This window comes from Streptomyces sp. G5(2025) (assembly GCF_049542075.1).
Lineage (GTDB): Bacteria > Actinomycetota > Actinomycetes > Streptomycetales > Streptomycetaceae > Streptomyces.
On the sequence record NZ_JBMUZT010000002.1, the window covers coordinates 446,245 to 469,932 of the forward strand.

Sequence of the window (23,688 nt, forward strand, 5' to 3'; positions counted from 1 at the left end):
GCGTTGGCACGCTGACGCGCTGCGAGGTGCCGCAGGTCTGACCCCGGCGGCCCCCACACGGATCGTGCTGGCTCTGCTTCCGAGAGGATCCGGTCGTCCGCTCGTTCCTAGTTCAAGGCGTCCAGCTTCACCGAGTACAGCACTCTGTCCTCCTCGCCCTCGGTGAGGCTCCAGAGTTCGTTGGTGGCGTACCAGAGGGAGAGGTCCTGCGGGCGGTACGACCAGTCCTTGCGTGCCTTGAGCGTCCAGCCCGCCGCGGCCCCGCCGACAGCGGCCGTGGAGAAGCGGCGGTTGGCCACGGTCCCCTTGGACATGTTGAAGTGCAGTGTGTCGCCGTTGGCCTGGACGCCCTGGACATCGCTGATCGCGTCGCCGGCGTTCTGGGGGACGGTGGACTTCCAGCCCTGTACGGCCGTCCGGTTCAGCCGGTAGTCGTCGCCGAACCGGTAACGGTAGACCTCGGTGCCGGCATGACTGCCCGTGGTCGACGAGGACCTGTAGTTGCCGCCGACCAGGCTGGCGCCGCCCGCGCTGTTGCGGTCCAGCGAGACGTAGTCGAAGGAGGCGCCGCCGGAGACGTAGTGCCGTACCTCCGGCAGGACGTACTGGTAGTCGCCGCCTCCTCCGTCCTTCTTCTTGTAGATCTTGCGGGTGTCGAACACGCGCACGCCGGCCTTGCCCGCGTCAGGGCCCGGCCGGCCCTCCCAGTTGGAGGTGCTGGACATGAACAAGTAGGGGCCGTACCAGGCCAGTCCGCCGCCGTGCCCGTAGATCCGCCGCTGCACGCCCGCTTCGTCGACCCACACAGGGAGCACGAAGCGGTACTTCATGTCGTCCAGGTTGACGAAGGCGAGCTTCACCGAGTTGTGGCGGTAGTCCTTCTTGGGCGGCGGCGGGTTCTCCGGGTCCGTCACCGGGTCCTGCTTGGTGTTCTGCCACGTCCAACTGACTATCGCGGCACGGTTGTCGCCGGTGACAGGGATGCCGCTCAGCTGTGCTTCGCCGGAGGTGGCGAGGCCCTGCGGCACCCAGGGCATCAGGTGCGCGTTCTCCGCGCCCTGCTTGCCCTGCATCACGGTGTCCCAGCAGTACGCCTCGCTGGTCGGCACGGTCGGTCGCGGCAGCGCGTCGGCACGTGCCGCGCACTGCGGATCGCCGCTGTCCAGCATCGCGGTGCGATCGGCGCCAAACAGCGCTCCGTTGATCCCCACAGGCGCGTACTCGGCAGTCGGCGGGGTCTGGTACGGGTTGGTCTTCTCGGTCAGTGCGTAGTGGTCGCCCGAGACGTTCAGGCTCACCAGCGGTGGCTGGGGTAGCGGGGCCGCCGCCGCGGGAACCGCTGTGAGCACGGCCATCACTGTGCCGCCGAACACGAAGAACCGCTTCCTCACATGCCAGCCCGTCAGTCGATTTCGAACAGTTCGAATTCTCGTGCGAGGTTATCAGTGACGCGGCACGGCCCCTTCATCTGTACGCCACAGGCGCACGCCCGCGTCAGAGCAGCAGGACCAGCGCGTACACGAGGAAGAACGCGGCGATCAGCACAGCGAGGCCGAGGATCAGGGCCAGCGGGCCCTTCGACCACCCCTTCGGCGGATTGTGGGCGGGCCCGGCTCCCGACATGCCGCCCTCCGCGGGCGGGGACTCGCCCGGTGGCACGCCGCCGCCCGGCTCGCGTCCTGAGGTGTTACGCGGTTCCCGATCCGGGTCCGGGTCCGGGTCGTCCGGGTGGGGGTGCGGGGAAGAAGTCATGTGATGCACGTTCCCATGTCCCGTCCCTTGAGCTGGAGCGACGCCCGGACGGCGCACACGGAGCGCGCAGGTACACCCCGGACGGGCCAGCGGCCCCTGGTCCCGACGTCACCGCGATCGCCATCCGGCCCCGCGCCCCACGACCCCGTTCGAGGACCCGGGGAAACGACCTAGCCCAACCAGGTCACATCTCCGCCCAACCCGCCCCCGCCCGGCGCGTCCGCACGGCCGGTGCGGGCCGGGCGGACGATGTTGGTCCTTGGTGTGCCGTGCCGTGGTCGCGTTCGGCGCCGGACGGATACGAGAGCCAGGGAGGCCGCGATGCCGGAACTGTTCATCGACGGGGAGTGGGCCAGTGCCGCCGGGGGCGCGCGGCGGGACGTGATCAACCCGTTCGACGCGTCGGTCGTCCAGGACGTCGACGACGCGGACGAGCGGGACGTCGACCTCGCCGTACGGGCCGCCCGACGGGCCTTCGACCGCGGTGACTGGTCGTCGGCGCCCACCCGGGAGCGGGCCGACGTACTGCTCCGGGTGGCGCGGTTCCTCCTGCGTGACCAGGAGGAGATCGCCCACGTCGAGACCCTGGACACCGGCAAGACGCTCGCCGAGGCGCGGATCGACGTGGAGGACGTCTCGAACGCGTTCCGCTACTTCGCGGAGATCGCCGACAAGGACGGCGGGCGGGTCGTGGACGTCGGCCCCGACGTGCTCAGCCGGGTCACCTACCACCCCATCGGGGTGTGCGCGCTCATCGCGCCGTGGAACTACCCGCTGCTTCAGGCCTCGTGGAAGGTCGCCCCGGCCCTCGCCGCGGGCAACACCTTCGTGCTGAAGCCCAGTGAGACGACGCCGCTCTCCACGATCCACATGATGCGGCTGATCGCCGAGGCGGGAGCCCCGGCGGGCGTCGCGAACCTCGTGCTCGGCCCCGGCGCCACCGTCGGCGCGGCCATGTCCGCCCACCCCGACGTGGACCTGGTCTCCTTCACCGGCGGTCTGGCCACCGGGCGCCACATCATGGAAGCGTGCGCGCCGGGCGTGAAGAACCTCGCGCTGGAGCTGGGCGGCAAGAACCCCAACGTGGTCTTCGCCGACTGCGACTTCGAGGCCGCGGTCGACCACGCGCTGGAGGCGTCGTTCCTGCACTCGGGTCAGGTGTGCTCGGCCGGTTCCCGGCTCCTCGTGGAGGACGGCCTGCACGACCGGTTCGTGGAGCGCCTCGCCGAGCGCGCGAAGGCCATCCGGCTCGGCAGCGGTCTCGACCCGGCGACCGAGAGCGGCCCGCTCAGCTCGGCGCAGCACCGCGAGAAGGTCGAGGGCTACTTGGAGATCGCCCGCGCCGAGGGCGCCCGGCTGGTCTGCGGTGGCCGCCGCCCGGACGACGCCGAATTGTCCCGCGGCTACTTCCTGCTGCCCACCATCTACGCCGACTGCGACCGTTCCATGCGGATCGTGCAGGAGGAGGTCTTCGGGCCGGTCGTCACCGTGGAGCGTTTCCGGACCGAGGAGGAGGCCGTGGAGCTGGCCAACGACACCCGTTACGGTCTCGCCGGCGGCGTCTGGACGAACGACGCGAGCCGCGCCCAGCGGGTCGCGGCCCGGTTGCGGCACGGCACGGTCTGGATCAACGACTTCCACCCCTACGTGCCGCAGGCCGAGTGGGGCGGCTTCGGCCGTTCCGGTTTCGGCAGGGAGCTCGGGCCCACCGGTCTGCGCGAGTACCAGGAGGCCAAGCACATCTACCAGAACCTGCGGCCGGGCCCCTCCGGCTGGTTCAAGGGCTGAGCGGGCAGGGCGGGAAGGAAAGGCGACGGCATGGACGACGAGACGACGACCTACGACTACCTCATCATCGGCGGCGGTACGGCCGGCTCCGTGCTGGCCGCCCGGCTGAGCGAGGACCCGGCCTGCCGTGTGTGCGTGGTGGAGGGCGGGCCCAGCGATGTCGGCGACGAGCGCATCCTGAAGCTGCGCAACTGGATCAATCTGCTCGGCTCCGAGTTCGACTACGGCTACACCACCGAGGAGCAGCCGCGCGGCAATTCGCACATCCTGCACTCGCGGGCCCGCGTCCTGGGCGGCTGCTCCTCGCACAACACACTGATCAGCTTCCTGCCGTTCCCGCAGGACCTCGACGAGTGGGTGGAGCGCGGCTGCGAGGGCTGGGGGCCGGAGACGATCCTGCCGTACCGGTCCCGGTTGCAGAACACGATCGTGCCCGTCGGTGCCGCCGACCGCAACGCGATCGCCGAGGACTTCGTCACGGCGGCGTCGACCCGGCTGGGTGTCCCGGTCATCGACGACTTCAACGCCCGTCCCTTCACCGACGGCACCGGCTTCTTCTCCCTCGCCTACGACGCGCGGACCAACACGCGTTCGTCGGCGTCGGTGGCGTATCTGCACCCGGTGATGGACCGCCCGAATCTGACGCTGCGGCTGGAGACGTGGGCGTACCGGCTCCTGCGCGACGGCGAAGGCCGTTTCACCCGCGTCCAGGTGCGCAACCCCGACGGTTCCGTGTCGACGCTGGAGGCCGAGGCGGAGGTGCTGCTGTGCGCCGGGGCGATCGACACGCCGCGGCTGCTCCTGCTCTCCGGCATCGGACCTGCCGACCAGCTGCGCGATCTGGGCATCGAGGTGCGCGCGGACCTGCCCGGGGTCGGGGAGAACCTCCTGGACCACCCCGAGTCGGTGATGGTGTGGGAGACCCGTGGCCCGCTGCCGCCCAACTCGGCCATGGACTCCGACGCCGGGCTCTTCCTGCGCCGCGATCCGGCGAGCGGGCCGCGCCCCGACCTGATGTTCCACTTCTACCAGGTGCCGTTCACCGTCAACACGGAGCGGCTCGGCTATCCCGTGCCCGAGCACGGCGTCTGCATGACCCCGAACGTGCCGCGTGCCCACTCGGTCGGCCGCATGTGGCTGCGCAGCGCCGACCCGACCGTCAAGCCCGCCCTGGACTTCCGCTACTTCACCGATCCAGACGGGCACGACGAGCGGACGATCGTCGACGGCCTGCGCATCGCCCGCGAGGTGGCCGCCGCCGCACCGCTCAGCGACTGGCTGCTGCGCGAGGTGGCTCCGGGCCCGGAGGTGCGGTCGGACGCGGATCTCTCCGAGTACGGGCGCCGCGCCGCGCACACCGTCTACCACCCGGCGGGGACCTGCCGGATGGGCGCCGAGGACGATCCGATGGCGGTGCTCGATCCGCAGCTGCGGCTGCGCGGCCACGACGGGCTGCGCATCGTGGACGCGTCCATCTTCCCCACCATGCCGACCATCAACCCCATGGTCACCGTGCTCCTCGCCGCCGAACGCGCGGCGGACCTCATCAGCGGCGGCCAGGCCCCGCAGCCGATGAGCACGGCAAGGGAAGGGCATGGCCGATGACCGTTCCCACATCGCCGGACGGCGCCCCGGGCACCGCGGGCGCGGAGCACGGGGAAGAGAAATCGGAGTTCCGCAAGGACATGGGACCGTGGGCGAACTTCGCCCTCGGATTCACCTACCTCTCCCCCGTGGTCAGCACGTACACGCTCTTCGGCACGGCCCTCGCCGACGGCGGCCCGCCGATGATCTGGGCCTTCGTCATGGCGGGCTGCGGGCAGTTCCTCGTCGCGCTGGTCTTCGGCGAGGTCGTCGCGCAGTACCCGGTCGCGGGCGGGGTCTACCCGTGGGCGCGACGGCTGTGGGGCACACGCTGGGCCTGGATGACCGGGTGGGTCTACATGTGGGCGCTACTCATCACGATCACCAGTGTCGCGTACGGAGCCGGGCCCTACATCGCCATCCTGCTCGGCTTCGACGCCACCGTGCACACCACCGTCCTGTGCACGATCGGGCTGATCCTCGTCGCCGTGCTCATCAACTACGCCGGTACGAAGTCGCTTTCGTGGGCGGCGCTGATCGGCTTCGGCGCGGAGCTGATCGGCGCCATCGTCGTCGGCGTCATCCTCTTGGTCACGCACCGCTTCCACGGCCTCGGCGTGCTCTTCGACGACTACGGCGCCGCCGGTGACGGCTCCTACCTTCCCGTCTTCCTCGGAGCGGCGATCATCGGCTTCTACCAGTACTACGGCTTCGAGGCCTGCGGCGACGTCGCCGAGGAGGTGAAGAACCCCGGCAAGGTGATCCCCAAGGCGATGCGCCGCACCATCTATGTGGGCGGGGCGGCGGCGACGTTCACCTGCCTGACGCTGCTACTCGCCGTCGTCGACTACCAGGCGGTGATCTCGGGGAAGGACGCCGACCCGGCCGTCAGAATCCTTTTCGACGCTCTCGGCGAGGCCGGCGCGCGGATCGTGATGGCCGTCGTACTGATCTCCTTCCTCTCCTGCACCATCAGCCTCCAGGCCGCGGCCTGGCTGATCTACTCGTACGCACGCGACGAGATGATCATCGGCCACCGGTTCCTGCGGAAGTTCTCCCCGACCCGTGCGGTGCCCGAGTACGCGCTGCTGGTCGCCGCGGTGATCCCGACGCTGATCGCCGTCGGCTCCCTGATCTCGACGGACGCCCTGACCAAGATCGTGTCCTTCGCGATCCTCGGCATCTACGCCTCGTTCCAGATGGTGGTCCTGGCCGCGCTGCGCGCCCGTCTCAAGGGCTGGAAGCCGAGCGGCGAGTACCGGCTGGGCCGGTGGGGCCTGCTCGTCAACATCGGGGCGCTGGCCTACGGGATCTTCGCCATCGTCACCATCGCGTGGCCCCGAACACCGGAGGCCGCCTGGTACGACAACTGGATCGTGCTGCTCGGCGGCGGCGTCGTGGTGGCCGTGGGGCTCCTGTACATGTTCACCACGCACCACTATGGACGCAGCGACGCCCCGTCGGCGAACGCGATCCCCGACTAGAGCGCATCCGGCGGGCAGGCGGGTGCGTGGCCGCGGTGCCGGTCGCCCACACCGCCCGGTTTCCCGTCATTCACACGTATCCCATGGTCCGCGGGGCCGTACGACCTGGCCGGCAAGAGCCGCTGAGCGACGACGCCCGGCGCACCAACCGCCCGCGTTGTTCACTCCGTTCTCAGATTGTCGCTCGGAACAAGCCTGTCCGGTTCACACGGCACTGCTCCGGCAGCCTCTCGCTCCGCCGCGGCCACACTGCTAGACATTGCGCCGCCGGGACCACAGCCGGCTCCGACCGTCCGCACACCAAGGGGGACACTCATGGCATCGAACAGGTTTACGAAGGCGCTCGTGACGACCATCACGGCTGCCGCCCTCGGCGTCGGCGCCCTCGCCGGCGCGACAGCGGCCACCGCCGCGCCCGCCCAGCAGGTGCCCAGCAGGATCATCGGCGTCCAAGCCGTCAACAACCTCGGTCTTTCCACCTCCGAGGGCAAGAGCGTGCAGTGCTACGTCCGCGACGCCGCGCCCCGCGGCCGGTACAACCCCGGCGCCATCGACGGCCGGCTCGGCACCAGCAGCTGGAAGGCCTGGCAGCTCTTCCTCAACGACCGCAACTACAACGCCGGAACCGTCGACGGCGCCGTAGGCCCCAACACCATCCGGGGCCTCCAGAGGTTCCTCGTCGACATCGGCTACGACACCGGCGGCATCGACGGCGTGGCCGGGACCAAGACCAAGGCCGCCTGGAAGGCGTTCTCCCGCCTCCCCAACGATGGAAGCTGGTGCTGACCACGTCGAGGGACGAGCGGGCGGTGGGCCCCGCGCAGCCGTGACGACGCGCGCGCGGGCCTCGGGGCAGCCGCCCGAGGCCCGCGTCGTTCCCCATGCCGACCGACGTCGTCGGCGCCCGCGGTGTCAGTTGATGACCTTGCCCAGGATCGGCAGCGCGGGGGCGGCGGACTCGTCCCGGACGTGGGACTTCTGACGGATCTCGTTGCACTGGAAAGCGCGCGCCTGGTCCAGCACCTCGATGGTGATGACGGCGTCGATGTCCTGAACGGTCGGACACACGTCCCGGATGACTTCGATGTTCTGCGACTTGTGGCCGTGGACCTCTTCGTCGGCCGTGGCCGGCGTGACTGCCATACCGGTCGCGATCAAGGTCAGCGCCGACCCGGCCAGTACCTTCTTGTTCGTAGAGTTCATATGCCCAGCGCTCCTGTCCGGTGAGACACGGCACCCGCCCGGGTGCCGACGCCGGACCCAACCGGCCCACCGCGGCAAAGGTTGCGCGAGGCGACGGGCATTCACCCGGTCGCCGCCACTCACTCTCATCGCCTGTCCCGGACCGGCGACGGCTAGGGGACGCCGGTGACGCTGCCCGCGCCGAGGCACGGCGTCGTCCACCGCGAGGCGGCGCACCAGGACGGCCCGTCCCTCGGGGTCCGGCACGCGCACCCGTACGGTCGCGCGGGAGCTGCTCGCGAGGAAGTCCGCCATGGAGGTGCGGCCAGCAGCTCTCCCCTGCCCACTCAAGGCGGACGATCCGCGGGAGTTGCTGAACGGAGTGCAGGCGGTGGCCTCCGGCGGGGCCTACCTGTCGCCGAGGGTCGCCGCCCGTGTCATCGCCGGTCTGCGCGCGCACCGGGCCGCCCGGCCCCGACGTCCCCTCCAGCACCTGACGGGCCGGGAACACGACGTGCTGGCCGGCCTCGGCGCAGGCCTGTCGAACGCGGAGATCGCGGCAGAACTGCACCTCGTGGAAGGCCCCGTGAAGCCCCATGTCCGCACCGTGCCGGCGAAGCTCGGCGCACGCAACCGCGTGGAAGCCGCCATCGCGACGCATGAGGCCGGCCTGGTGGCTCGCGGTTCGTGACGCTCGTCCTACGGTCCTGCCCCCCGCTCACACCTCGTAGGAGCCCATGACCATGCACGCGTATCACGTCACGGTGACCACCGGCGCCTCGCCGGAGGTCGTCTGGAAGTTGCTGGTCGACGCCGCGAGTTGGCCGCTGTGGTCAAAGGTCGACAGCCTGGACACGACGCGGTCGGTCGGCCTCGACCCCGGCGGCGACGACGGCGTCGGTGCCGTCCGGGCTTTCCGGACAGGACGCAACATCACCGGGGAACGGATCACCGAGAAGGTCGAGTGCCGCCTCTTGGCCTACGAAGACGCTTTCAACCCCTCGATGCACAACTACCGCGCGCGCATCGAACTGGAGCCGGCGTCCAGCGCCGGCACGGTCATCCACTGGTCCGGCGAGTACGAGACGAGCTGGTTGCTGCGCTGGGTCATGCCGCGTTACCTCCAGAAGTTCATGCGGGGCATGGCGGAAGGGCTGGCCCGCTACGCCGAGGAAGCCGCATCGGCCCGCTGAAGGCCTGCCGCGCTCGGAGGCCGCGCCGTGACGTGACCACCGGCATCCCGGCAGCCGCGCAGCGACTCCGAGCGGCTGGTGGCGGTTCAGCTCCACGCCTGTCGTTCCTGGCCGCGAGGGTCGTCGACCTGGGTCAAGTCGGCGTCGATACGCATGGTGGTCCGGCGCTCGGGGGCGTACGGGTCCCAGCCGGGATCACCCGTCGCGGCGAACCGGATCCACGTCGCGTCGCGTGCACCCGGGCGGCGAGATCGGCGGGCGGCCTTGCGGGGCCGAGCAGGGCGTGGCGACCGTGCAGTCGCGGCAGGTGCGTGAGGTCGAAGACGAAGGGCAGCTCCACCGCATCGGCGGCGCCGAGTTCCCCGTCCAGGGCGAGGGAGCGCCACGCGAACTCGTAGCGGTAGGTGGCGGCCCCGGACCGGTCGGCGTGTGCGTCGGCCAGGGCCCGACTGCCCGCGCCGAACAGCGCGTCGCCCCGCATGGGACACGCGCTGTTCGCCTCCCACATCCACCCGGCGGGCCCGGCGGACCCCGGCAACCGCCCCAACCCCGCCCGCCTGATCTTCCTCGACCCCCACACCCGCGCGCTGTACGCCGACTGGCCGAGCAAGGCAAGGGCCGTCGTCGAGAACCTCCGTATGACGGCCGGTCGGCACCCTGACGACACGCTGCTCACCTCACTCGTCGGCGAGTTGACCATGCAAAGCCCGGAGTTCGCCGCCATGTGGGCCGACCACCGGGTCAGCCCTTGTGGCTCCGCCGCGTACGAGATGCACCACCCGCTGGTCGGCAGCCTCACCGTGACGCAGCAGAGCCTGCGTCCCCCGCAGGACGAGAAACGGCACATCGTGCTCGCCATCGCCGAACCAGACTCACCGTCGCAGGCCGCACTCCAACTCCTCTCCCGGGCGACCGCCCGTCGGCCCGCACGGAGCGCCCCGCGGGCGATCTCTGAGGACCATGTCTGAGGCCGCGGCCCGTCACGTCGAGTGCGGGCGCGTTCGTCCCCCACACTGATGAGCTTTCCCGCGCCGCCGGTTACGTGTCGGCTTCACGGGCATCGTTCCAGCAGCCGACGATCCGCCGACGCTCAGGGCGGAGTAGCAACGACTCGAAGCAGCCACCGGTGACGCGGTCGGGCTGCCCCCTTCGCGAGGCGATGAATCGATGCCGGACTCACCTGACACGACCACAAGCGCCCCCGAGGAAAAGCTCCAGCCGTTTCCCATGCCCCGGCCGGACAGCATGGGGCCGCCACCGCAGTACCGGTCGCTGCGCGGCAGTTGCCCTCTCGCCAGGGTTGCCACCCCTTTCGGCGCTCCCGCGTGGTGCGTCACCCGCTACGACGACGTACGGAAACTGCTCGCCGACGACCGGTTCATCCGGCCCACCATCAACGACTGGCCGCCCGATACGGGCGATGCCTCACGCGGCCCCGGCCTGGTCACCATGATGGAGCTCGAAGGGCCGCGGCACACAGCCCTGCGCCAAGCCCTCGCGGAGCCGTTCGGCGTCCGTGCCACGCGGCGACGCCGGCCGGTCCTCCGAGCCACCGCCGACCGTCTGCTGACGCAGTTCACCGCCGCTGGGCCCCCCAGCGACCTTGTGAGCGGCTTCTTCGAACCCTTCCCGCTGCTCGCGATGTGTGAACTGGTGGGCATCCCCTACGAAGACCGCGCCTCCTTCCTCGCCCCGGCCGACGCCGCACTCGGTGCCCTGGTCACCCTGCCGGAGGGCCGCGAGGCCACCCACCAGTTGCGTGGCTACATGACGACGCTGCTCGACCACCACCGCAGCGCTCCGGGCGATGCCGTCCTCACCTCCCTGGTCCGCGCCTGCGACCGCGGTGAGGTGGACGAGGAGAGCGTCCTGGCCTTCGGCCTGTCCATGCTCGTGGCCGGTTACCGCACCACCACCATGTTCCTGGCCAACGCCGCGCTGGCCCTGCTGACCGAACGGGACCATTACGCCCGGCTCGTGCGTGACCGCGCGATGGTGTCCACCGCGGTCGAGGAACTCCTGCGCTTCCTGCCCGTGCAGAACGGCGTCGTCGTTCTGCAGGCACGGCAGGACGTCACTGTGCACGGGCACACCGTTCGCACCGGGGAGGCCCTGCTGCCCGTGCTGGCCGCGGCCAACCGTGACGAACGTGTCTTCCCGGAGGCGGACCGGCTGGTGCTTGACCGGCCGGACAACGCCCACCTGGCCTTTGGCCGTGGCCCGCACAACTGCATCGGCGCGCACCTGGCGCGCGCCCAGATGACCGTGGCCCTGGAAGCACTGCTGGACCGCCTGCCCGGGCTGCGTCTGACCGGGCAGCGCCCGGCCTGGGAGAACCACTCGCCCGTCCGGTCACCGCTCACTCTCCCGGTGACGTGGTGACGTGGTGATGTCGTGATGTGGCGGCCGTTCGTCACCCGCGCGACGCGCTTCGTCACCGAGGCGCGGAGACGGTGCTGGCCATGGGGACCGGCCCAGCCGCCCGGTCCCCGCCGTGGGTCAGGCGGCGCAGCGCGTCGTCCACGTCCGACGAGTCCTGGATGAGGGCGCGGTCGGCCGGTTCCAGGAACCCGTTGCCGACCATGGTGTCCAACATGGTCAGCAACGGGTCGAAGAAGCCGCCGTGGTTGACCAGGACAAGCGGTTTGCGGTGGAAGCCCAACTGGTTCCAGGTCGCCACTTCCAGCATTTCCTCAAGCGTGCCCAGTCCGCCGGGCAGTACGGCGAACCCCGTGGAGAGGCGGTACATCAGCGCCTTGCGTTCGTGCATCGACTCCACGACCCGCACCTCCGCACGGGTCGGATCCGGCCGCTCGCGCTCGAACAGCTGACGGGGGATCACCCCCGTGACCGGCGCCCCCGCCGCGAGCACGGCTTCCGCCACGGCACCCATGATGCCCGTGCTGCCGGCGCCGTAGACGAGGCCGCGGCCATGCAGCGCCAGCGCCGTACCGAAATCGCGTGCGAGCTGCACATGGTGGGGGGCGGTCCCGGGCCGGGTGCCGCAGAAGACGCAGACGCGCTGCGAGGACGTCGGGGAAGGGGGCATGGTCGCTCCTTCTGGTGGGAGTTGGTGGACCCGTGGGGGGAGTTGGTGGACGCGGTGGCGAGGAGTCGGTGGCTGCGGTGGCGGGGCAGCCGAGGCCGGCCCGTGCGCTACCAGTGCACGGGGACCTCGACGGGCATGAGTACGGAGTGGTGGTCCCGCCACGTGACGGGCGGTTCCGCGGCAAGCCGCAGATTCGGCAGCCTCGCCAGGAGCACGTCGAGGGCCGCCTCGGTCTGGAGCTGGTTGAGGGCGGCTGCCGGACAGTAGTGCCGCCCGTGCCCGAAGCGCAGGTGCGGGGCAGCGTCACGGTCGATGTCGAGACGCTCCGGTTCCGCGAAGACGGCGGGGTCGTGGTTGGCGGCGTCCGTGGAGATCATCACCAACTCGCCCGCGTGGACGTGAACGTCGCCGATGACGAGGTCCTCCATGGCGATGCGGGTGATGGAGTCACCCAGCAGCGGCGCCCATCGGTATACCTCTTTCACCATGAGCGGCATCAGGTCCGGCTGTTCGCGCAGGCGGTTCGCCAACTTGGGGTCGCGCGCGAGGGCCAGGACGCAGGCGGCGAGGAAGGCGGCGGGGTTGCCCAGCCCGGAGAAGGTGAGCATATGGGCGACCTCCAGCATGTCCACGGGCGGGAGCGGGTGGGGAGAGACGTCGTTGAGCTGCATCAGCCGAGGCAGGAGGCCGGTTTCCGCGAGGTCGTCCATCCAGGTCGCCAGGCGGTCGAGGGACGCGGGCCACTCCGTGGGCAGCCGCCTGTCGGCGATCGGCCCCGTCGCCATGAGCCCGAACCAGGCACTCACTTCGCTCGCCACGGCCGGGCGCAGCCCCAGTAGTTCGCAGGTCACCCGGGCGGCCCAGGGCAGGGCGAAGTCCTCGACCAGGTCGCCCGAGGTACCGCGGCCGGTCATCTCGTCGAGGAGTTCCTCCGCGATGGCCCGCACTCGCGAGAGCGGCACGTACTGCTGGCGCGGGCTCATGCCCTTGACCGCCTCCTCCCGCAGACCGGCGCGCCGGAGCATGATCATCGTGCCCACCACCGCGAGTGGCGGGGCCCCGCTGTCCTCCTGCGGCATCTCGGGGTCACTGAGCGCGCTGCGGCTCAGCCGCGGGTCCTTGAGCGCGTCGCGGGCGAGTTCGTAACCGGTGACCAGCCAGCCGGGGTGGCCGGCGTTGGTCACGACCCGGGTGACGGGCTCGTGCACCAGGAACTGTTTCAGGGCCGGGGCCAGGGCGTCGCCGCGGAAGCTGAACGGGTAGTGCGGAAGGGTGGCGGTGAGTTCGGCGTCGCTCATCTCGGTACTCCTGGGTCGCGGGGGGGGGAGGTTTGCGGGCGTGCGGATTCGGCGCGCGAACGGCGGCGTCGGGCCGCACCACGCACGTGTTGATGTCGAGCACACGTGTCAGACAGGCCGAGCACACGTGTCAGGCGGAAGGCATCGCGGTGTGCGCGACCTCGCCCGGCCGAGGGAGGTAGCCGGAGGTGAGGAAGTACTCCAGATACCGGTCCAGCAGGTGATTATCGACCGGCGGACACACCAACCCGGTGCCCTCCAGAGCGCGCTCGGTGTTGTCCCGGCCCAACTGCGGGAAAATGCCCTGGAGGTACATCTCCTTGACCGACATGTCGGCCTTATGGCTGCGGTCGACGCACAGGGAGACGAAGGGGGCCGTGGCGCTGGTGGGATGGCGCGCGACATGGCGGACCAGTTCCCGTACCCAGTCACCGTAGGGAAGCATCCGCAGGCTGAATCCCGCGGCCCGCATGCGCCCGAGCACGTCGTGCAGCAGTGCCGGGGCGGGGTTGGTCAGATGGTACGTACGGTTGTCCGCTCCGTGCCGGGTGGCGATGTGCACGACGGTCTCAGCGAGGTGATCGACGGGCACGAAGTCCATGGGGAGGGGGATATCGGGGGCCAGGCCGGTCTCGGCGATGGTCTTGAACAGCGAGCAGATGGCTGTCTCGGTGTTGCAGGCACCGCTGCGGCGGTCGCCGGTCACTTCGTAGGGCCGGTAGACCGACACCGGCAGCCCCTGGTCCGCGGCGTTGCGCAGGAGTTGCTCGGCGACCCACTTGGATTCGGCATAGCCCATGGTCAGCCGCTCGGCGTGAGCCAGCGGCTCGTCCTCCCCGACGGTGCGGACGCCGGCGGTGCCGAACCCGGCCAGCACCGCCACGGTGGAGAGGAAGTGGACGGGGACACGGCGGGGAGCGGCGAGGCGGATGATCTCGCGGGTGCCCTCCACGTTCGCGGCACGCAGCGCCTCGTAGGGGTAGAGGAAACTGACGTGCGCCGCACTGTGCAGTACCAGGTCGAGGCTGCCGCTCAACTCGGCCGCGTGGGCGGGGTCCAGGCCGAGGCCGGTCGCCGTCAGCTCGTACGGGAAGCAGCGCACCCGCGTCTCGTCGGGCCCCCGCGCGCCGAGGCCGTAGCGGTCGAACGCCGCGCGGATCCGACGCCTGGCGTGCTCAGGGGAACGGGCCCGCACCGGGCAGTGGACCACGGCTTCGGTGTCACGCACCACCCTGTCCAGCAGGAAGGCGCCGATGAAACCGCTGGCGCCGGTCAGCAGCACCTGGCGTGGCCGGCTGGGCAAGGGGCGGGTCCGGTCGGCGTCGGCAGGGTGAAGCCGAGTTCCGCCTCTCGTACGAAATGGCTCCCGGCCGCGCCGCCCGGTGCCGACGGCGCCCCGTCGCGGGCGGTGCGTACCGCTGCGGTGAAGGCGGCCAGGGTGGGGTCGGTGAGCAGGGCACGGATGAGGCTGCTGCTGTGCTCGGCGTCCAGGCCCAGTGCCGCGATGGTCCGGGTGACCGCTTCGGCCGCCAGGAGCGAATCACCGCCGAGCCCGAAGAAGCTGTCCGAGGGGGCCGGGCGAACTCGCAGTACCGTGTGCCAGATCTCGGCGAGTACGTCGCCGAGGCCACCGGCACCGGCCGCGGTGGAGACCTCCGTGCTCGCGTCACCGTGCGGCGGTGGAGCGTCGAGCGTCTGGGCGGTGCGCAGCAGAGCGTGCCGGTCGACCTTGCCCGCGGCGGTGACGGGCAGCCGTTCCGCGGCGATCAGGCGCGGTACGGCCGGGGCGGGCAGCCATTGGGCGCAGTACTGCCACAGCTCGTCCACGGCCAGGGGCGCACCGGCACGCGCCGGTGTGACCCAGGCGATGAGTGTGTCGCGCGCCGGGGCGAGTTCGACGACCGCCTCCCCCACCTGAGGGTGTGCCCGCAGCCGGGTCTCCACTTCGTCCGGCTCGACCCGGTGGCCGCGCAGCTTCACTTGCCGGTCCATCCGGCCCAGGTAGGCCAGTGCACCCGCGCGGTCGCGCACCACTCGGTCGCCGGTTCGGTAGACCCGCTCCCCCGCGGCGCACGGTGGCCGGACGAAACGCTGTGCGGTCAGTTCGGGATCGCCGAAGTATCCGAGGGCGAGCCCGTCGCCGCCCACGGCCAGTTCGCCCTCTTCGCCCGCGTCCGCCTCGCTGCCGTCCGGGCGCAGCACATAGCAGGTGGAGGCGCCATAGGGGCGGCCGACGGGCACGTGCCCGCTGTCGCAGTCGGCCGCGCGCACCTGCTGGAAGGTGGAGACCACCGAGTTCTCGGTCGGCCCGTAGAAGTTGACGACGGTGGTGCGGGGGCAGTCGCGCAGGACCAACCGCGCCAGGTCGGCGTCCATGGCCTCCCCGCCGGCCGACACGAACCGCAGACTGCTCAACGCCCGTGGCTTGGCGCGGGCCATGTGGTGGAAGACGCTGGTCGTCAGGTAGGCGATGGTCACACCGCCCTGATGGATGCGCCGTTCAAGGCCGGGGGCCGAGAGCAGTTCCTCGCGGTCGGCGATCTCGATGCGGGCGCCGTTCAGCAGGGCGGCCCAGATCTCGATGGTCGAGGCGTCCGAGGACAGGCCGTAGGCGTGCAGCACCGTGTCCTGCGGGCCGGGCGTGGACGTAGGGGGCCCGGACAGGCCCAGACGCACGACCCCGCGATGCGGGACCATCACCGGCTTGGGGCGGCCGGTCGAACCCGAGGTGAACATCACGTACGCGCAGTCGGTGGGGCCACCGAGCGTGCGGGCGCACGTGGCGGCGCCCCTGGCGCGGGGCACCGGCCGGGTGCCACCGGCCCCGAGGTCCACCCGTGCCTTGACACCACGCACCCGGCAGGTGCTGCCGGGCATCACCACGACGGTACGGACCTCCGCGTCCTCCGCCATCGCGCGCAGCCGCGCGGGCGGCAGGTCGTCGTCGAGCGGAACGTAGGCCGCGCCCGCTTTGAGAATGCCGAGGAAGGCCACAAGTGCTTCGGGTGAGCGGCGGCCGCAGACCCCTACGTGGTTACCTGAGCGGCTCCCGGCCTCGATCAGTCTGGCCGCCAAGGCGTCGGCGCGGGCGTTCAGGTCACCGTAGGACAGCTCAACACCGTGGTGCCGGACGGCGACGGCGTGCGGTCGGGCGCGTGCCTGGCGTTCGAAGAGCTCGTGGAGCGTCAGGCCGCGTGCGCGCGTGTAGGAGAGGGGGAGCGGTACCGGCTCCGGAGAAAGGTCTGTCGTGGTCACCAGTCAGACACCTTTCTGGCGCACGCGAGGTGAGCCGGGAGAGGCATGGGCGATGCCGGAGGGTCAGGCGAACTCTGCGGCGAAGGTGGAGAAATCGGCCGTTCGCCAGCGTTCCGGCCGCATGTGGAAGGTGATGTCGTCGGTCAGCTGTTCCTCGGTGGCGCGCAGGTAGGCCGCTGCCTCCACGGGCGGCAGATACCGGTGGGCCATCGCCGCACGTCCCGCCGGATCCACGGGGTCGGTCATCCGGACGACGGGGCCGGACACGCTCACGTAGCGGTAGGGCGGACGCTCATCCTGTACGCAGATGCTGAACCGCCCGGCCGCACCGATGAGCCGGGCCTTCAGGGTGTCCCGCCCGGTCTGCACCACCACTTGGCCGCCCGGCTCGTACGCGTACCAGACGGGCACGAGTATGGGAGCCGCGGGTTCCGTCCGGGTGTCCGTCACCCCAAGGACTCCTACGTGCAACTGGGCGAGGAACGCCTCGCGTTGACCGATCGGCATGACGGGCAGCACTCGCGACCTCCGAAGCGGAAGAAACAGAGAGAACTGAGCAAGCAGAGAAAGAGGAACCCCCGGTCAGGACGCCGGGGGCTTGGGCTCCGCGTCCGTCGGCTCCGGCTGAGCCTGACGAGAGGCCTTGATGGGAGCGGGCGACAACGGCCACTGTCTGCCCAGGTGACCCGGACGCTACGGCTCACCGTTGACGCCACCACCCGGTCGAGTGAAGGGAGAAAAGTTTCTTCCACCTGGATGCCGGAGCGCGTGAGCGCGCAGTACGGAGGCGTGAATATCGGCGTGAAGCCACGGGGCCGCTCAGGCGGAGCGTGCCGGCTGTCGGCCGCTCGGCGAAGCCTGGTGGTCCGGAGCCGGACCGATTCAGTCGCGCAGGGCCGCCCCGCGGGGACGCCTCGCAGAGGCGCCCCGACCATAGCCTGTCGGTCGTGGCGTCCCTGCGAGGAGTTCGCCGCCTAGCAGGCAAACAAGCACCCCAGCGCCCTGGCGACGCCTGTCACCACTGGTGGGTTGTGGCTGTTGCCGGCCCGGTGGGGCACAGCTCACTGCCCCCTTGGCCGTGGCGCGTGGGCTCGCCTCCCCTGCCGTCCGTCCTGCCCGAGGAGCGCATCATCGTCGCCGCGGCGCTTCTCATCAGGGAAAAGGGAGCCGCGGCCACGACGCTCGACGACGCGCGGGCGGCGCGGCTACCAGTAAGAATCAACTGTTCCACTACTTCCCCGAGGCAGGCCCGAGATCCTCACGGCCGTGGCCGTGGCCGAGTACGAGGCCGCACGGGCATCCGGCCGAGAGGGGTGCGGAGGCCTCTGACCCTGGGAAGTGCCTGCTCGGTCAGCCCTGAGAGCTGTGCTGCCGTGCCCGGTAGCTGGCGGCCTTGACCCGGTTGCCGCAGGTCCGCATGGCGCACCACTCCCGCCGACGGCCCGTGCTCTGCGAGAACACGGCGCGCGGGCGATCAACGCCACATCGTCAACTGCTGCCCCCAGGCGGGCCCGGCCTACGGCGAAGGCGTCCGCAAGGCGATCGAGGCCCTGGCCGCCGGCATCCTCTGATCCGGCAGCACGAAGGAACCCAGCGTGCGGTCATGCCCCAGTCGCACACGACGCGTGTGCGGGGGGGGGGATGACCGCGTGACCAGGAGGAGACACCGTATGAGCGGCGGCACACTGACATCAGAACAGACAGAGCGCATCGTCGCTGTCGCCATGGACCTGGCGCGCCCCGGAGAAAGGGGGCAGTTGCGGGAGTTCATGGAGCACGGCCTGCCGGTGGATGTGACGGACGCGGGGGCGCGTTGCTCAAGAGAGCGGACGACGTGGTCGCCGTCCTGCTGGAAGTCGGCGCGGATCTCGATGCCGGTACGCCGACGGCACGCGCGGCAGCTGCCATGTTCGGCCGCGAACACCTACTCCCGGGGTGATCCGCAGATCCGCAGATGCACTTAGGCGTCAACAGCAGGTGGCCTCCGGCCCGGCGCCTGGCTCGTCGGCTGGTCAGGCCTCGATCGCCTTGCGGGCGCCTGCGGTGTGGAGTGCAGCCAGGCAGCTGGTGGCGGTCCTGTCGTAGCAGGTCATCGGAAGCCGAAGAAGGAGCGACTGGCTCAACCAGGCGGCGTGACCGAGGACCACACGCCGAACCACTGCTCGGCGCCGTACTCTTCGAACCGCTCCACCTCGGTGAACCCCAGCTTCGCCGCGAGGCGCATCGCGCGGTCGTTGGCGGTCTGGGTACAGAGCACCACCGGCACGCCGGGGAGTACGTCCGCGAACCAACCGAGTGCCGCCGCGCATGCCTCGGCGGCGTATCCGCGCCCCCACGCTTGCGGCAGGAACATGTAGCCGAGCTCGACCTCGTCGGCATCCGGACGGACGTATCCTGGGCGCTCTGCGTCACGCCGACCGAGCGTGATCATGCCGATCATCGCTCCGTCAAGATCAATCACGAAGAAGCCGGGGCGTCGGCCGGGCAGTTCAGGAACTGCGCGTTCGAGATCCTCGCGCGATCGAGGGCCACCGATGAAGGCGCCCACCTCTGGCGATGCGAACAGTTCGATGAACGCCGCTCGGTCTCGGGCCTCGGACTCGCGGAGCACGAGCCGTTAGGTCCGTATCGGGGCGGGTGGCCAGGCGACGGGTCCGAGTCCAGGCATGGCGGCCAACTTATCGCACGCCCCTGAGAGTGCCGCGGCGTCCCGGGCTGCGGTCAAGGCGTGCGACAAGGCGGACGGCGCGGTCGCCGGGATTATCAGCGATCCGGCCAGGTGTGACTTCGACCCGCGCCGCCTGATCGCCACGACCATCGACTGCGGGGCAAACGGGAGACCTTCACGGGCGCCGATGCCATCGACGTACGCAAGAGGATCTGGCCGCGTCTTGTTTACATCGGTTGCCTTGACACGATCCACTCAGGAAAGCCAACCAGCAGCATCACGAAATTGGTCATCATCGATGCCGACACGCGCTTGGTCGTGGCCGGCGTCAGCGTGCTGGGCGACGGCGCCTACTTCAACACCGGCTTGATCGTCCCGCACCGCACACGCCAGCGCCGGCCCCGTTTACCCGGCGAAGAGGCCGACAACGCTGAGCACCGCAAGGTCCGCGCTTGAGTCGAGCACACCTTCGCCCGCGTGAAGAACTACAAAATCCTCCGCGACTGCCGCCAGTGCGGCGACGGCCTCCTCCACGCGGTACGAGCCGTCGCCCACCTGCACAACCTCGCCCTGGCTGCGTGATCAGAAAGCCCCGCAAGTCCACTCCGACCTGCCCAAACACCGCCTCCTGCAACAGCCTTCAGTCGCGTCGGATCAGTTCGGGATTGATGTGGCGTCCGACCAGGGGCAGCGTGCCGAGCACCGCCGCGATCAGGACGGCGAGCGCGGCCAGGGCGAGCAGGGGGATGCCCGCGCCGTCCCAGAAGACCTCTCCGCCGCCTGTGACGAGGTAGGAGGACTCGGCCAGCTTTCCCGCGACCAGCGCGAGGACCAGGCCGAGGGCCAGGGGCAGAACCACCTGGGCGCACTGGACGAGCCGCAGCGTACGTGGCTTGGCCCCGATGAGGGAGAGGGCGGTGACCTGCGCACGGCGCTCTACCGCGCGGTCGGTGGCTGAGACCAGGAAAGCGGCGACGCCGATCATCAGGCCCATGATCATGCCGACGGCGAGCAGGGTCTCGATGACGGTGATCTGCTGAAGCGCGTCGATGTTGATGCCGACGGGGTCGACGTCGGCGGTGGGCACGATGGCGCCGATGCGGTCGAGCACCGTTCTGACGGTCTCGGGGTCGGACGCGCTGGCGAGGATCAGACTGCCGGCCGCCGGGAGGGCACCGGGCGGCAGCTTGGACGGCGGGTAAAGGACGGGCGCGTCGACAGAGGTGATGTCGTAGCCGGAGTACAGGGCCTGTCGACGCGGCACGTAGACCTTCACGGACGTGCGGCGGTCGCCCTGCCGCAGGTGGACGGTGGAGGGGGCGACGGGCTCCTCGGTGACCGCGGGGTCGGTGAGGCGGAGCGGCGTGCCGTCCACGCAGCCCTCCAGACGGCGCACCATCTTCGCGAGCTGGCCGCAGGTCGCGACCAGGGCACGTGCGGGAATGCGCGGGCCCTCTGCCTTGGGGTCGAAGGGCGGTTCCATCACCATCGCGTGTGCGCGCAACTCCGGGATGTCGCGGAGCCTGTTCTGCTGGTCCGCGCTGAGGCCCGACAGGGACAGGCCGTACTCCTGGGTGGGTGAACTGGGCCGCAGGATCTGGTCCTCCTCGACGAGCACGCCTTGGGCCAGGGACGCGGAGAAGACCAGGAGGACCAGCCCGGTGACGACGCGCATGGCGCTGCCGGGCTCGACCTCGTTGCGGCGCATGGCCAGGTTCAGGGTGAGTGAGGAAGAGCGGGCCACGCGCTTGGCGAGGAGGTACGACAGGAGCGGCATCGTCAGGACGAGGCCGAGGCCGGTGAGGAGCACACCGAGCGGGACCAGCAGCGTGTTGATGCCCGTCGTCTGAGCCGGGCGGTCGGTGAGGCCGGTCAGACAGTAGCCGGTGACGATGCCGAGACCGGTGACGAGCAGCAGGCCGCCCCAGACGCGGGGCGCGCGAGGGGCTGCCGTGCGGCGCGTGCTGAGCGGGCTCGTGGCAGCCGCGCGGGCGCTCGCGCGGCCGACGAACCAGGCCAGGGCCGGGCAGCCGAGCAGGCAGACGGCGAGGGTGGAGGCGGACAGCGCGCCATCGGCCGGGTACCACTTGAGACCGGGCAGCCCGGTCCTGGCCATGACCTGGTTCAGCAGCCAGAACTCACCGAGGCCGAGGAGCGCGCCGAGCAGTGCGGCGGCGACGGTCTCCGCGGCGTTGACTCGCTGGGTGCCCTTGGCGCTCAGGCCGAGCAGGCGCAGCGCGGCAAGACGGCGGTTGCGGCTGGCGGCGGAGAGCTTGGCGCATACGGAAAGGAAGACCGCGAGCGGCAGGAGAACCAGCGTGCCGAGCGTGAAGCGCAGAATGTCGAGGGTAGAAGGCTCGATGGCGGGCACAGGCGCGTAGCCGGTACCGAAGCTCTTGAGGGCGCGGGTCGCACCGAACCCGGTGAGCTTGGAGCGGTCGGTGCCCACGTACGCGTACAGCTCGTTGGGGTCCGTGAGTCCCGCCGGCGAGATGGTCCCCTTCTGCCGGCCGGGCAGCAGCCCCCTCAAGGCGGGCTCACGCTTGAGCTGGTCGCGCAAAGCCGGGGAGACGAACACCTCGCCCGGCGACGGGAGTTCGCTCAGACCCGGCGGCGGCTTCGGAGTGTCGCTTGTGCCGCGGGCGAGGAAGACACGGTGAAAGGGCTTCGAGCCGTGCGGGTCGGACCGCTCCAGTACCAGGGTCCGGTCACGCTTGGGCTCGCCGGGGAAGACGACGGTGGCGCGGTCGGCGGCCCGGCCGTCCCGCGCGTCGAGGATCGCCGGAATCGTCAGGACGAGCGCGAGGCAGCACACCCCGAGCGACCCGCCCACGGTCATGAGCAGAAAGCGCACCCGTGTGCCGCGCCCGGAGCCGAGGAGCAGCCGCAGCCCGAGCAGGAACTCCTTCATTCCGAGGCCCCCTTGAGGGCGAGGACACCGTCGGCCATCGTGCAGCGGCGGTCCGCCTGCGCGGCAACCGTCCGGTCATGCGTCACCAGGAGCACAGCGGTGCCCTGGGAGCGGGCCAGGGACAAGAACTCCTTCAGCACGGCGTCCGCGTTCGCGCTGTCGAGCGAGCCGGTGGGTTCGTCCGCGAACACGACGGCAGGCCGGTGCACCAGCGCACGGGCGACGGCCACGCGCTGGCTCTGCCCGCCGGACACCTGCGACGGGCGCCGCTCGCGCAGCTCGGCGATGCCGAGGCGGTCAAGGACCTCGGCAGCGGCCTTCAGCGCGGGACGCTTGCGAACGCCCGCCAGCCGCAGTGGCAGTGCCGTGTTCTCCTCGATGGTCAGCTCGGGCAGCAACTCGCCGTACTGGAACACGAATCCGAATCGCTCACGCCGCAGCGTGCTGATCTCCTCGTCGCCGAGGTCTCCGAATGCCCGTCCCTCGAAGCGCACCTGCCCCCGGGTGACCGGCAATACCCCCGCCAAGCAGTACAGAAGCGACGACTTGCCGGAACCGCTGGCCCCGGTGATCGCCACGACCTCGCCGCGGGCGAGGCTCAGATGCGCGTCACGCACGGCGGCAGTGGAGCCGTAGGAGAGGTCAACTCCTTCGGCAACCAGGACTTCCGACGTACTCACTGTTTTCCCCCAACGGGCCGGGTGGGCCCCGGCCGAAGGACCGGGGCCCACAAGGTGGTGACACTGTCGCCGGTAGCGCTTATCGCCGGTACCGCTTGGTCGGCGAGCAGTTGTCCGGGTGGAACGAGCCTCGGTCACGGCACGCGCGTATCCGAGCGTCGTCCGTGTAACGGTCGGCCGGGGCCCACACGAGATAGTCCTTCCACACCGACTTCCGCTGCTTGCCGTTGAAACGGTTCCAGTCGTGGCCTTCCGCCTTCACCTGGACATAGACGTTGTGACCATCACCGGCACTGGTGTCCTTGAGCCAGCCCTTGTAGTGGAAGGCGCCATGCGTCCTGGGCCCGGCGGGCTCCCACTTGTACTTGCCCGAGTGGAACGAGACGCCGGCACTCTTGCGTGTCGGGATCTTGTGCCACGACGCGGCCGCCTCGACGTCACCACTCGCCTCCGCGAATGCGGCCCCTACTCCGGCGAAGAAGAGCCCAGCGGTAAGCGCGCCGACTGCCAACTTCCGATTCACTTATGTGTTGTGCTGCCGTTGACCGCATGTCCATGATCAGCAGCCACGGGATCTTAACAGTCGGTCACCGCATGGACACGGGGGCCCCGGCGTGAGGGTCGGCGCGGGACTCATCAGACTGGCAGTAGCCGTACGCATTGCGATCAACTCCTTGCTGGCGTCCGCAAGTACGCCCATGACGACGATCACGCAGGACTTCGCCTGGGCCAGGCGGATCCGCAGTTGGATACCGTCGGCACACACGTAGACGTAGTCCGTGACCGACAGGTCGCGCTCACCGAATGCCTTGTGATCGGCCTGCCGACGCCCTTTGAGCGCTGG

20 protein-coding genes and 4 pseudogenes are annotated in these 23,688 nt (G+C 70.3%); 9 read left to right on the top strand and 15 right to left on the bottom strand.

The window, feature by feature from the left end; genetic code table 11:
- Positions 1-107: 107 nt before the first annotated feature.
- Together ACOBQB_RS02330 and ACOBQB_RS02335 are read right to left on the bottom strand one after the other, a co-directional pair.
- The gene (locus ACOBQB_RS02330; protein WP_423588356.1) at positions 108-1,349 is read right to left on the bottom strand and encodes a hypothetical protein; all 1,242 of its coding nucleotides are present in this window, start codon (positions 1,347-1,349) and stop codon (positions 108-110) included.
- A 145-nt stretch (positions 1,350-1,494) separates the two neighbouring features.
- Positions 1,495-1,752 carry a DUF6480 family protein gene (locus ACOBQB_RS02335; RefSeq protein WP_423588357.1) on the bottom strand — a complete coding sequence of 86 codons (258 nt, stop codon included), beginning with the start codon at positions 1,750-1,752 and terminating at the stop codon, positions 1,495-1,497.
- A 321-nt stretch (positions 1,753-2,073) separates the two neighbouring features.
- Here ACOBQB_RS02335 and ACOBQB_RS02340 point away from each other — a divergent pair, with 321 nt between their 5' ends.
- The 4 genes from ACOBQB_RS02340 to ACOBQB_RS02355 all read left to right on the top strand — a co-directional run bounded on the left by ACOBQB_RS02340 (position 2,074) and on the right by ACOBQB_RS02355 (position 7,394).
- Complete coding sequence (locus ACOBQB_RS02340; protein WP_423588359.1) at positions 2,074-3,540, top strand: aldehyde dehydrogenase family protein; 1,467 nt, start codon at positions 2,074-2,076, stop codon at positions 3,538-3,540.
- A gap of 30 nt (positions 3,541-3,570) precedes the next feature.
- The gene (locus tag ACOBQB_RS02345; RefSeq protein WP_423588360.1) at positions 3,571-5,145 is read left to right on the top strand and encodes a GMC family oxidoreductase; all 1,575 of its coding nucleotides are present in this window, start codon (positions 3,571-3,573) and stop codon (positions 5,143-5,145) included.
- Positions 5,142-6,608 carry an APC family permease gene (locus tag ACOBQB_RS02350; protein ID WP_423588362.1) on the top strand — a complete coding sequence of 489 codons (1,467 nt, stop codon included), beginning with the start codon at positions 5,142-5,144 and terminating at the stop codon, positions 6,606-6,608. Before ACOBQB_RS02345 ends, ACOBQB_RS02350 begins: the two co-directional genes overlap by 4 nt.
- 315 nt (positions 6,609-6,923) lie before the next feature.
- Positions 6,924-7,394, top strand: a complete 471-nt coding sequence (locus ACOBQB_RS02355; protein WP_423588364.1) for a peptidoglycan-binding domain-containing protein — start codon at positions 6,924-6,926, stop codon at positions 7,392-7,394.
- A gap of 126 nt (positions 7,395-7,520) precedes the next feature.
- Here ACOBQB_RS02355 and ACOBQB_RS02360 read toward each other — a convergent pair whose 3' ends face one another.
- Positions 7,521-7,811, bottom strand: a complete 291-nt coding sequence (locus tag ACOBQB_RS02360) for a hypothetical protein (RefSeq protein WP_423588366.1) — start codon at positions 7,809-7,811, stop codon at positions 7,521-7,523.
- Between the two features lie 325 nt (positions 7,812-8,136).
- Here ACOBQB_RS02360 and ACOBQB_RS02365 point away from each other — a divergent pair.
- Together ACOBQB_RS02365 and ACOBQB_RS02370 are read left to right on the top strand one after the other, a co-directional pair.
- Positions 8,137-8,481 (top strand): annotated as a pseudogene (locus tag ACOBQB_RS02365) (LuxR C-terminal-related transcriptional regulator); the annotation flags it as partial.
- Positions 8,482-8,533: 52 nt separating this feature from the next.
- Positions 8,534-8,983 carry an SRPBCC family protein gene (locus ACOBQB_RS02370; protein ID WP_423588368.1) on the top strand — a complete coding sequence of 150 codons (450 nt, stop codon included), beginning with the start codon at positions 8,534-8,536 and terminating at the stop codon, positions 8,981-8,983.
- A gap of 86 nt (positions 8,984-9,069) precedes the next feature.
- Here the strand turns inward: ACOBQB_RS02370 and ACOBQB_RS02375 are convergent.
- A pseudogene (locus tag ACOBQB_RS02375) lies at positions 9,070-9,455 on the bottom strand (carboxylesterase/lipase family protein); the annotation flags it as partial.
- 7 nt (positions 9,456-9,462) lie between these two features.
- Here ACOBQB_RS02375 and ACOBQB_RS02380 point away from each other — a divergent pair.
- A complete protein-coding gene (locus ACOBQB_RS02380; protein WP_423588369.1) occupies positions 9,463-9,951 on the top strand; it encodes a hypothetical protein in 489 nt (162 codons plus the stop codon).
- Positions 9,952-10,150: 199 nt separating this feature from the next.
- A complete protein-coding gene (locus ACOBQB_RS02385; RefSeq protein ID WP_423588371.1) occupies positions 10,151-11,365 on the top strand; it encodes a cytochrome P450 in 1,215 nt (404 codons plus the stop codon).
- Between the two features lie 52 nt (positions 11,366-11,417).
- Here ACOBQB_RS02385 and ACOBQB_RS02390 read toward each other — a convergent pair whose 3' ends face one another.
- The 7 genes from ACOBQB_RS02390 to ACOBQB_RS02420 form a co-directional block, all read right to left on the bottom strand.
- Complete coding sequence (locus ACOBQB_RS02390) at positions 11,418-12,032, bottom strand: TIGR00730 family Rossman fold protein (RefSeq protein WP_423588373.1); 615 nt, start codon at positions 12,030-12,032, stop codon at positions 11,418-11,420.
- Positions 12,033-12,139: 107 nt separating this feature from the next.
- Complete coding sequence (locus ACOBQB_RS02395) at positions 12,140-13,330, bottom strand: cytochrome P450 (RefSeq protein WP_423588375.1); 1,191 nt, start codon at positions 13,328-13,330, stop codon at positions 12,140-12,142.
- 130 nt (positions 13,331-13,460) lie between these two features.
- Positions 13,461-14,633, bottom strand: a complete 1,173-nt coding sequence (locus ACOBQB_RS02400) for a thioester reductase domain-containing protein (protein ID WP_423588377.1) — start codon at positions 14,631-14,633, stop codon at positions 13,461-13,463.
- Entirely contained in the window at positions 14,603-16,585 is a 1,983-nt protein-coding gene (locus ACOBQB_RS02405) for a non-ribosomal peptide synthetase (RefSeq protein ID WP_423588379.1), read from the bottom strand. Before ACOBQB_RS02405 ends, ACOBQB_RS02400 begins: the two co-directional genes overlap by 31 nt.
- Before the next feature lie 63 nt (positions 16,586-16,648).
- On the bottom strand, positions 16,649-17,092 hold the full coding sequence (locus ACOBQB_RS02410) for a pyridoxamine 5'-phosphate oxidase family protein (protein ID WP_423588381.1): 444 nt from the start codon (positions 17,090-17,092) through the stop codon (positions 16,649-16,651).
- Positions 17,093-17,935: 843 nt separating this feature from the next.
- The gene (locus ACOBQB_RS02415; protein WP_423588383.1) at positions 17,936-18,046 is read right to left on the bottom strand and encodes a CGNR zinc finger domain-containing protein; all 111 of its coding nucleotides are present in this window, start codon (positions 18,044-18,046) and stop codon (positions 17,936-17,938) included.
- Between the two features lie 658 nt (positions 18,047-18,704).
- Positions 18,705-19,196 carry a GNAT family N-acetyltransferase gene (locus tag ACOBQB_RS02420; RefSeq protein ID WP_423588385.1) on the bottom strand — a complete coding sequence of 164 codons (492 nt, stop codon included), beginning with the start codon at positions 19,194-19,196 and terminating at the stop codon, positions 18,705-18,707.
- A gap of 345 nt (positions 19,197-19,541) precedes the next feature.
- Between ACOBQB_RS02420 and ACOBQB_RS02425 the strand changes: the two are divergent.
- Positions 19,542-19,835: pseudogene (locus ACOBQB_RS02425) on the top strand (transposase family protein); the annotation flags it as partial.
- 58 nt (positions 19,836-19,893) lie between these two features.
- Here the strand turns inward: ACOBQB_RS02425 and ACOBQB_RS02430 are convergent.
- The 4 genes and pseudogenes from ACOBQB_RS02430 to ACOBQB_RS02445 form a co-directional block, all read right to left on the bottom strand.
- Complete coding sequence (locus ACOBQB_RS02430) at positions 19,894-22,164, bottom strand: ABC transporter permease (protein WP_423588386.1); 2,271 nt, start codon at positions 22,162-22,164, stop codon at positions 19,894-19,896.
- Positions 22,161-22,844 carry an ABC transporter ATP-binding protein gene (locus ACOBQB_RS02435; protein ID WP_423588387.1) on the bottom strand — a complete coding sequence of 228 codons (684 nt, stop codon included), beginning with the start codon at positions 22,842-22,844 and terminating at the stop codon, positions 22,161-22,163. Before ACOBQB_RS02435 ends, ACOBQB_RS02430 begins: the two co-directional genes overlap by 4 nt.
- A 79-nt stretch (positions 22,845-22,923) precedes the next feature.
- The gene (locus ACOBQB_RS02440) at positions 22,924-23,367 is read right to left on the bottom strand and encodes a hypothetical protein (RefSeq protein WP_423588389.1); all 444 of its coding nucleotides are present in this window, start codon (positions 23,365-23,367) and stop codon (positions 22,924-22,926) included.
- Positions 23,368-23,464: 97 nt separating this feature from the next.
- Positions 23,465-23,667 (bottom strand): annotated as a pseudogene (locus ACOBQB_RS02445) (transposase); the annotation flags it as partial.
- Between the last annotated feature and the right edge of the window lie 21 nt (positions 23,668-23,688).

What these genes read in the sequence shown, in the direction of transcription:
- ACOBQB_RS02335 (WP_423588357.1), bottom strand. Translation starts at nt 1,752, where the DNA reads ATGACTTCTTCCCCGCACCCCCACCCGGACGACCCGGACCCGGACCCG.
- ACOBQB_RS02380 (WP_423588369.1), top strand. Translation starts at nt 9,463, where the DNA reads ATGGGACACGCGCTGTTCGCCTCCCACATCCACCCGGCGGGCCCGGCG.
- ACOBQB_RS02410 (WP_423588381.1), bottom strand. Translation starts at nt 17,092, where the DNA reads ATGCCGATCGGTCAACGCGAGGCGTTCCTCGCCCAGTTGCACGTAGGA.
- ACOBQB_RS02395 (WP_423588375.1), bottom strand. Translation starts at nt 13,330, where the DNA reads ATGAGCGACGCCGAACTCACCGCCACCCTTCCGCACTACCCGTTCAGC.
- ACOBQB_RS02340 (WP_423588359.1), top strand. Translation starts at nt 2,074, where the DNA reads ATGCCGGAACTGTTCATCGACGGGGAGTGGGCCAGTGCCGCCGGGGGC.
- ACOBQB_RS02390 (WP_423588373.1), bottom strand. Translation starts at nt 12,032, where the DNA reads ATGCCCCCTTCCCCGACGTCCTCGCAGCGCGTCTGCGTCTTCTGCGGC.
- ACOBQB_RS02355 (WP_423588364.1), top strand. Translation starts at nt 6,924, where the DNA reads ATGGCATCGAACAGGTTTACGAAGGCGCTCGTGACGACCATCACGGCT.
- ACOBQB_RS02360 (WP_423588366.1), bottom strand. Translation starts at nt 7,811, where the DNA reads ATGAACTCTACGAACAAGAAGGTACTGGCCGGGTCGGCGCTGACCTTG.
- ACOBQB_RS02345 (WP_423588360.1), top strand. Translation starts at nt 3,571, where the DNA reads ATGGACGACGAGACGACGACCTACGACTACCTCATCATCGGCGGCGGT.
- ACOBQB_RS02350 (WP_423588362.1), top strand. Translation starts at nt 5,142, where the DNA reads ATGACCGTTCCCACATCGCCGGACGGCGCCCCGGGCACCGCGGGCGCG.
- ACOBQB_RS02385 (WP_423588371.1), top strand. Translation starts at nt 10,151, where the DNA reads ATGCCGGACTCACCTGACACGACCACAAGCGCCCCCGAGGAAAAGCTC.
- ACOBQB_RS02370 (WP_423588368.1), top strand. Translation starts at nt 8,534, where the DNA reads ATGCACGCGTATCACGTCACGGTGACCACCGGCGCCTCGCCGGAGGTC.
- ACOBQB_RS02430 (WP_423588386.1), bottom strand. Translation starts at nt 22,164, where the DNA reads ATGAAGGAGTTCCTGCTCGGGCTGCGGCTGCTCCTCGGCTCCGGGCGC.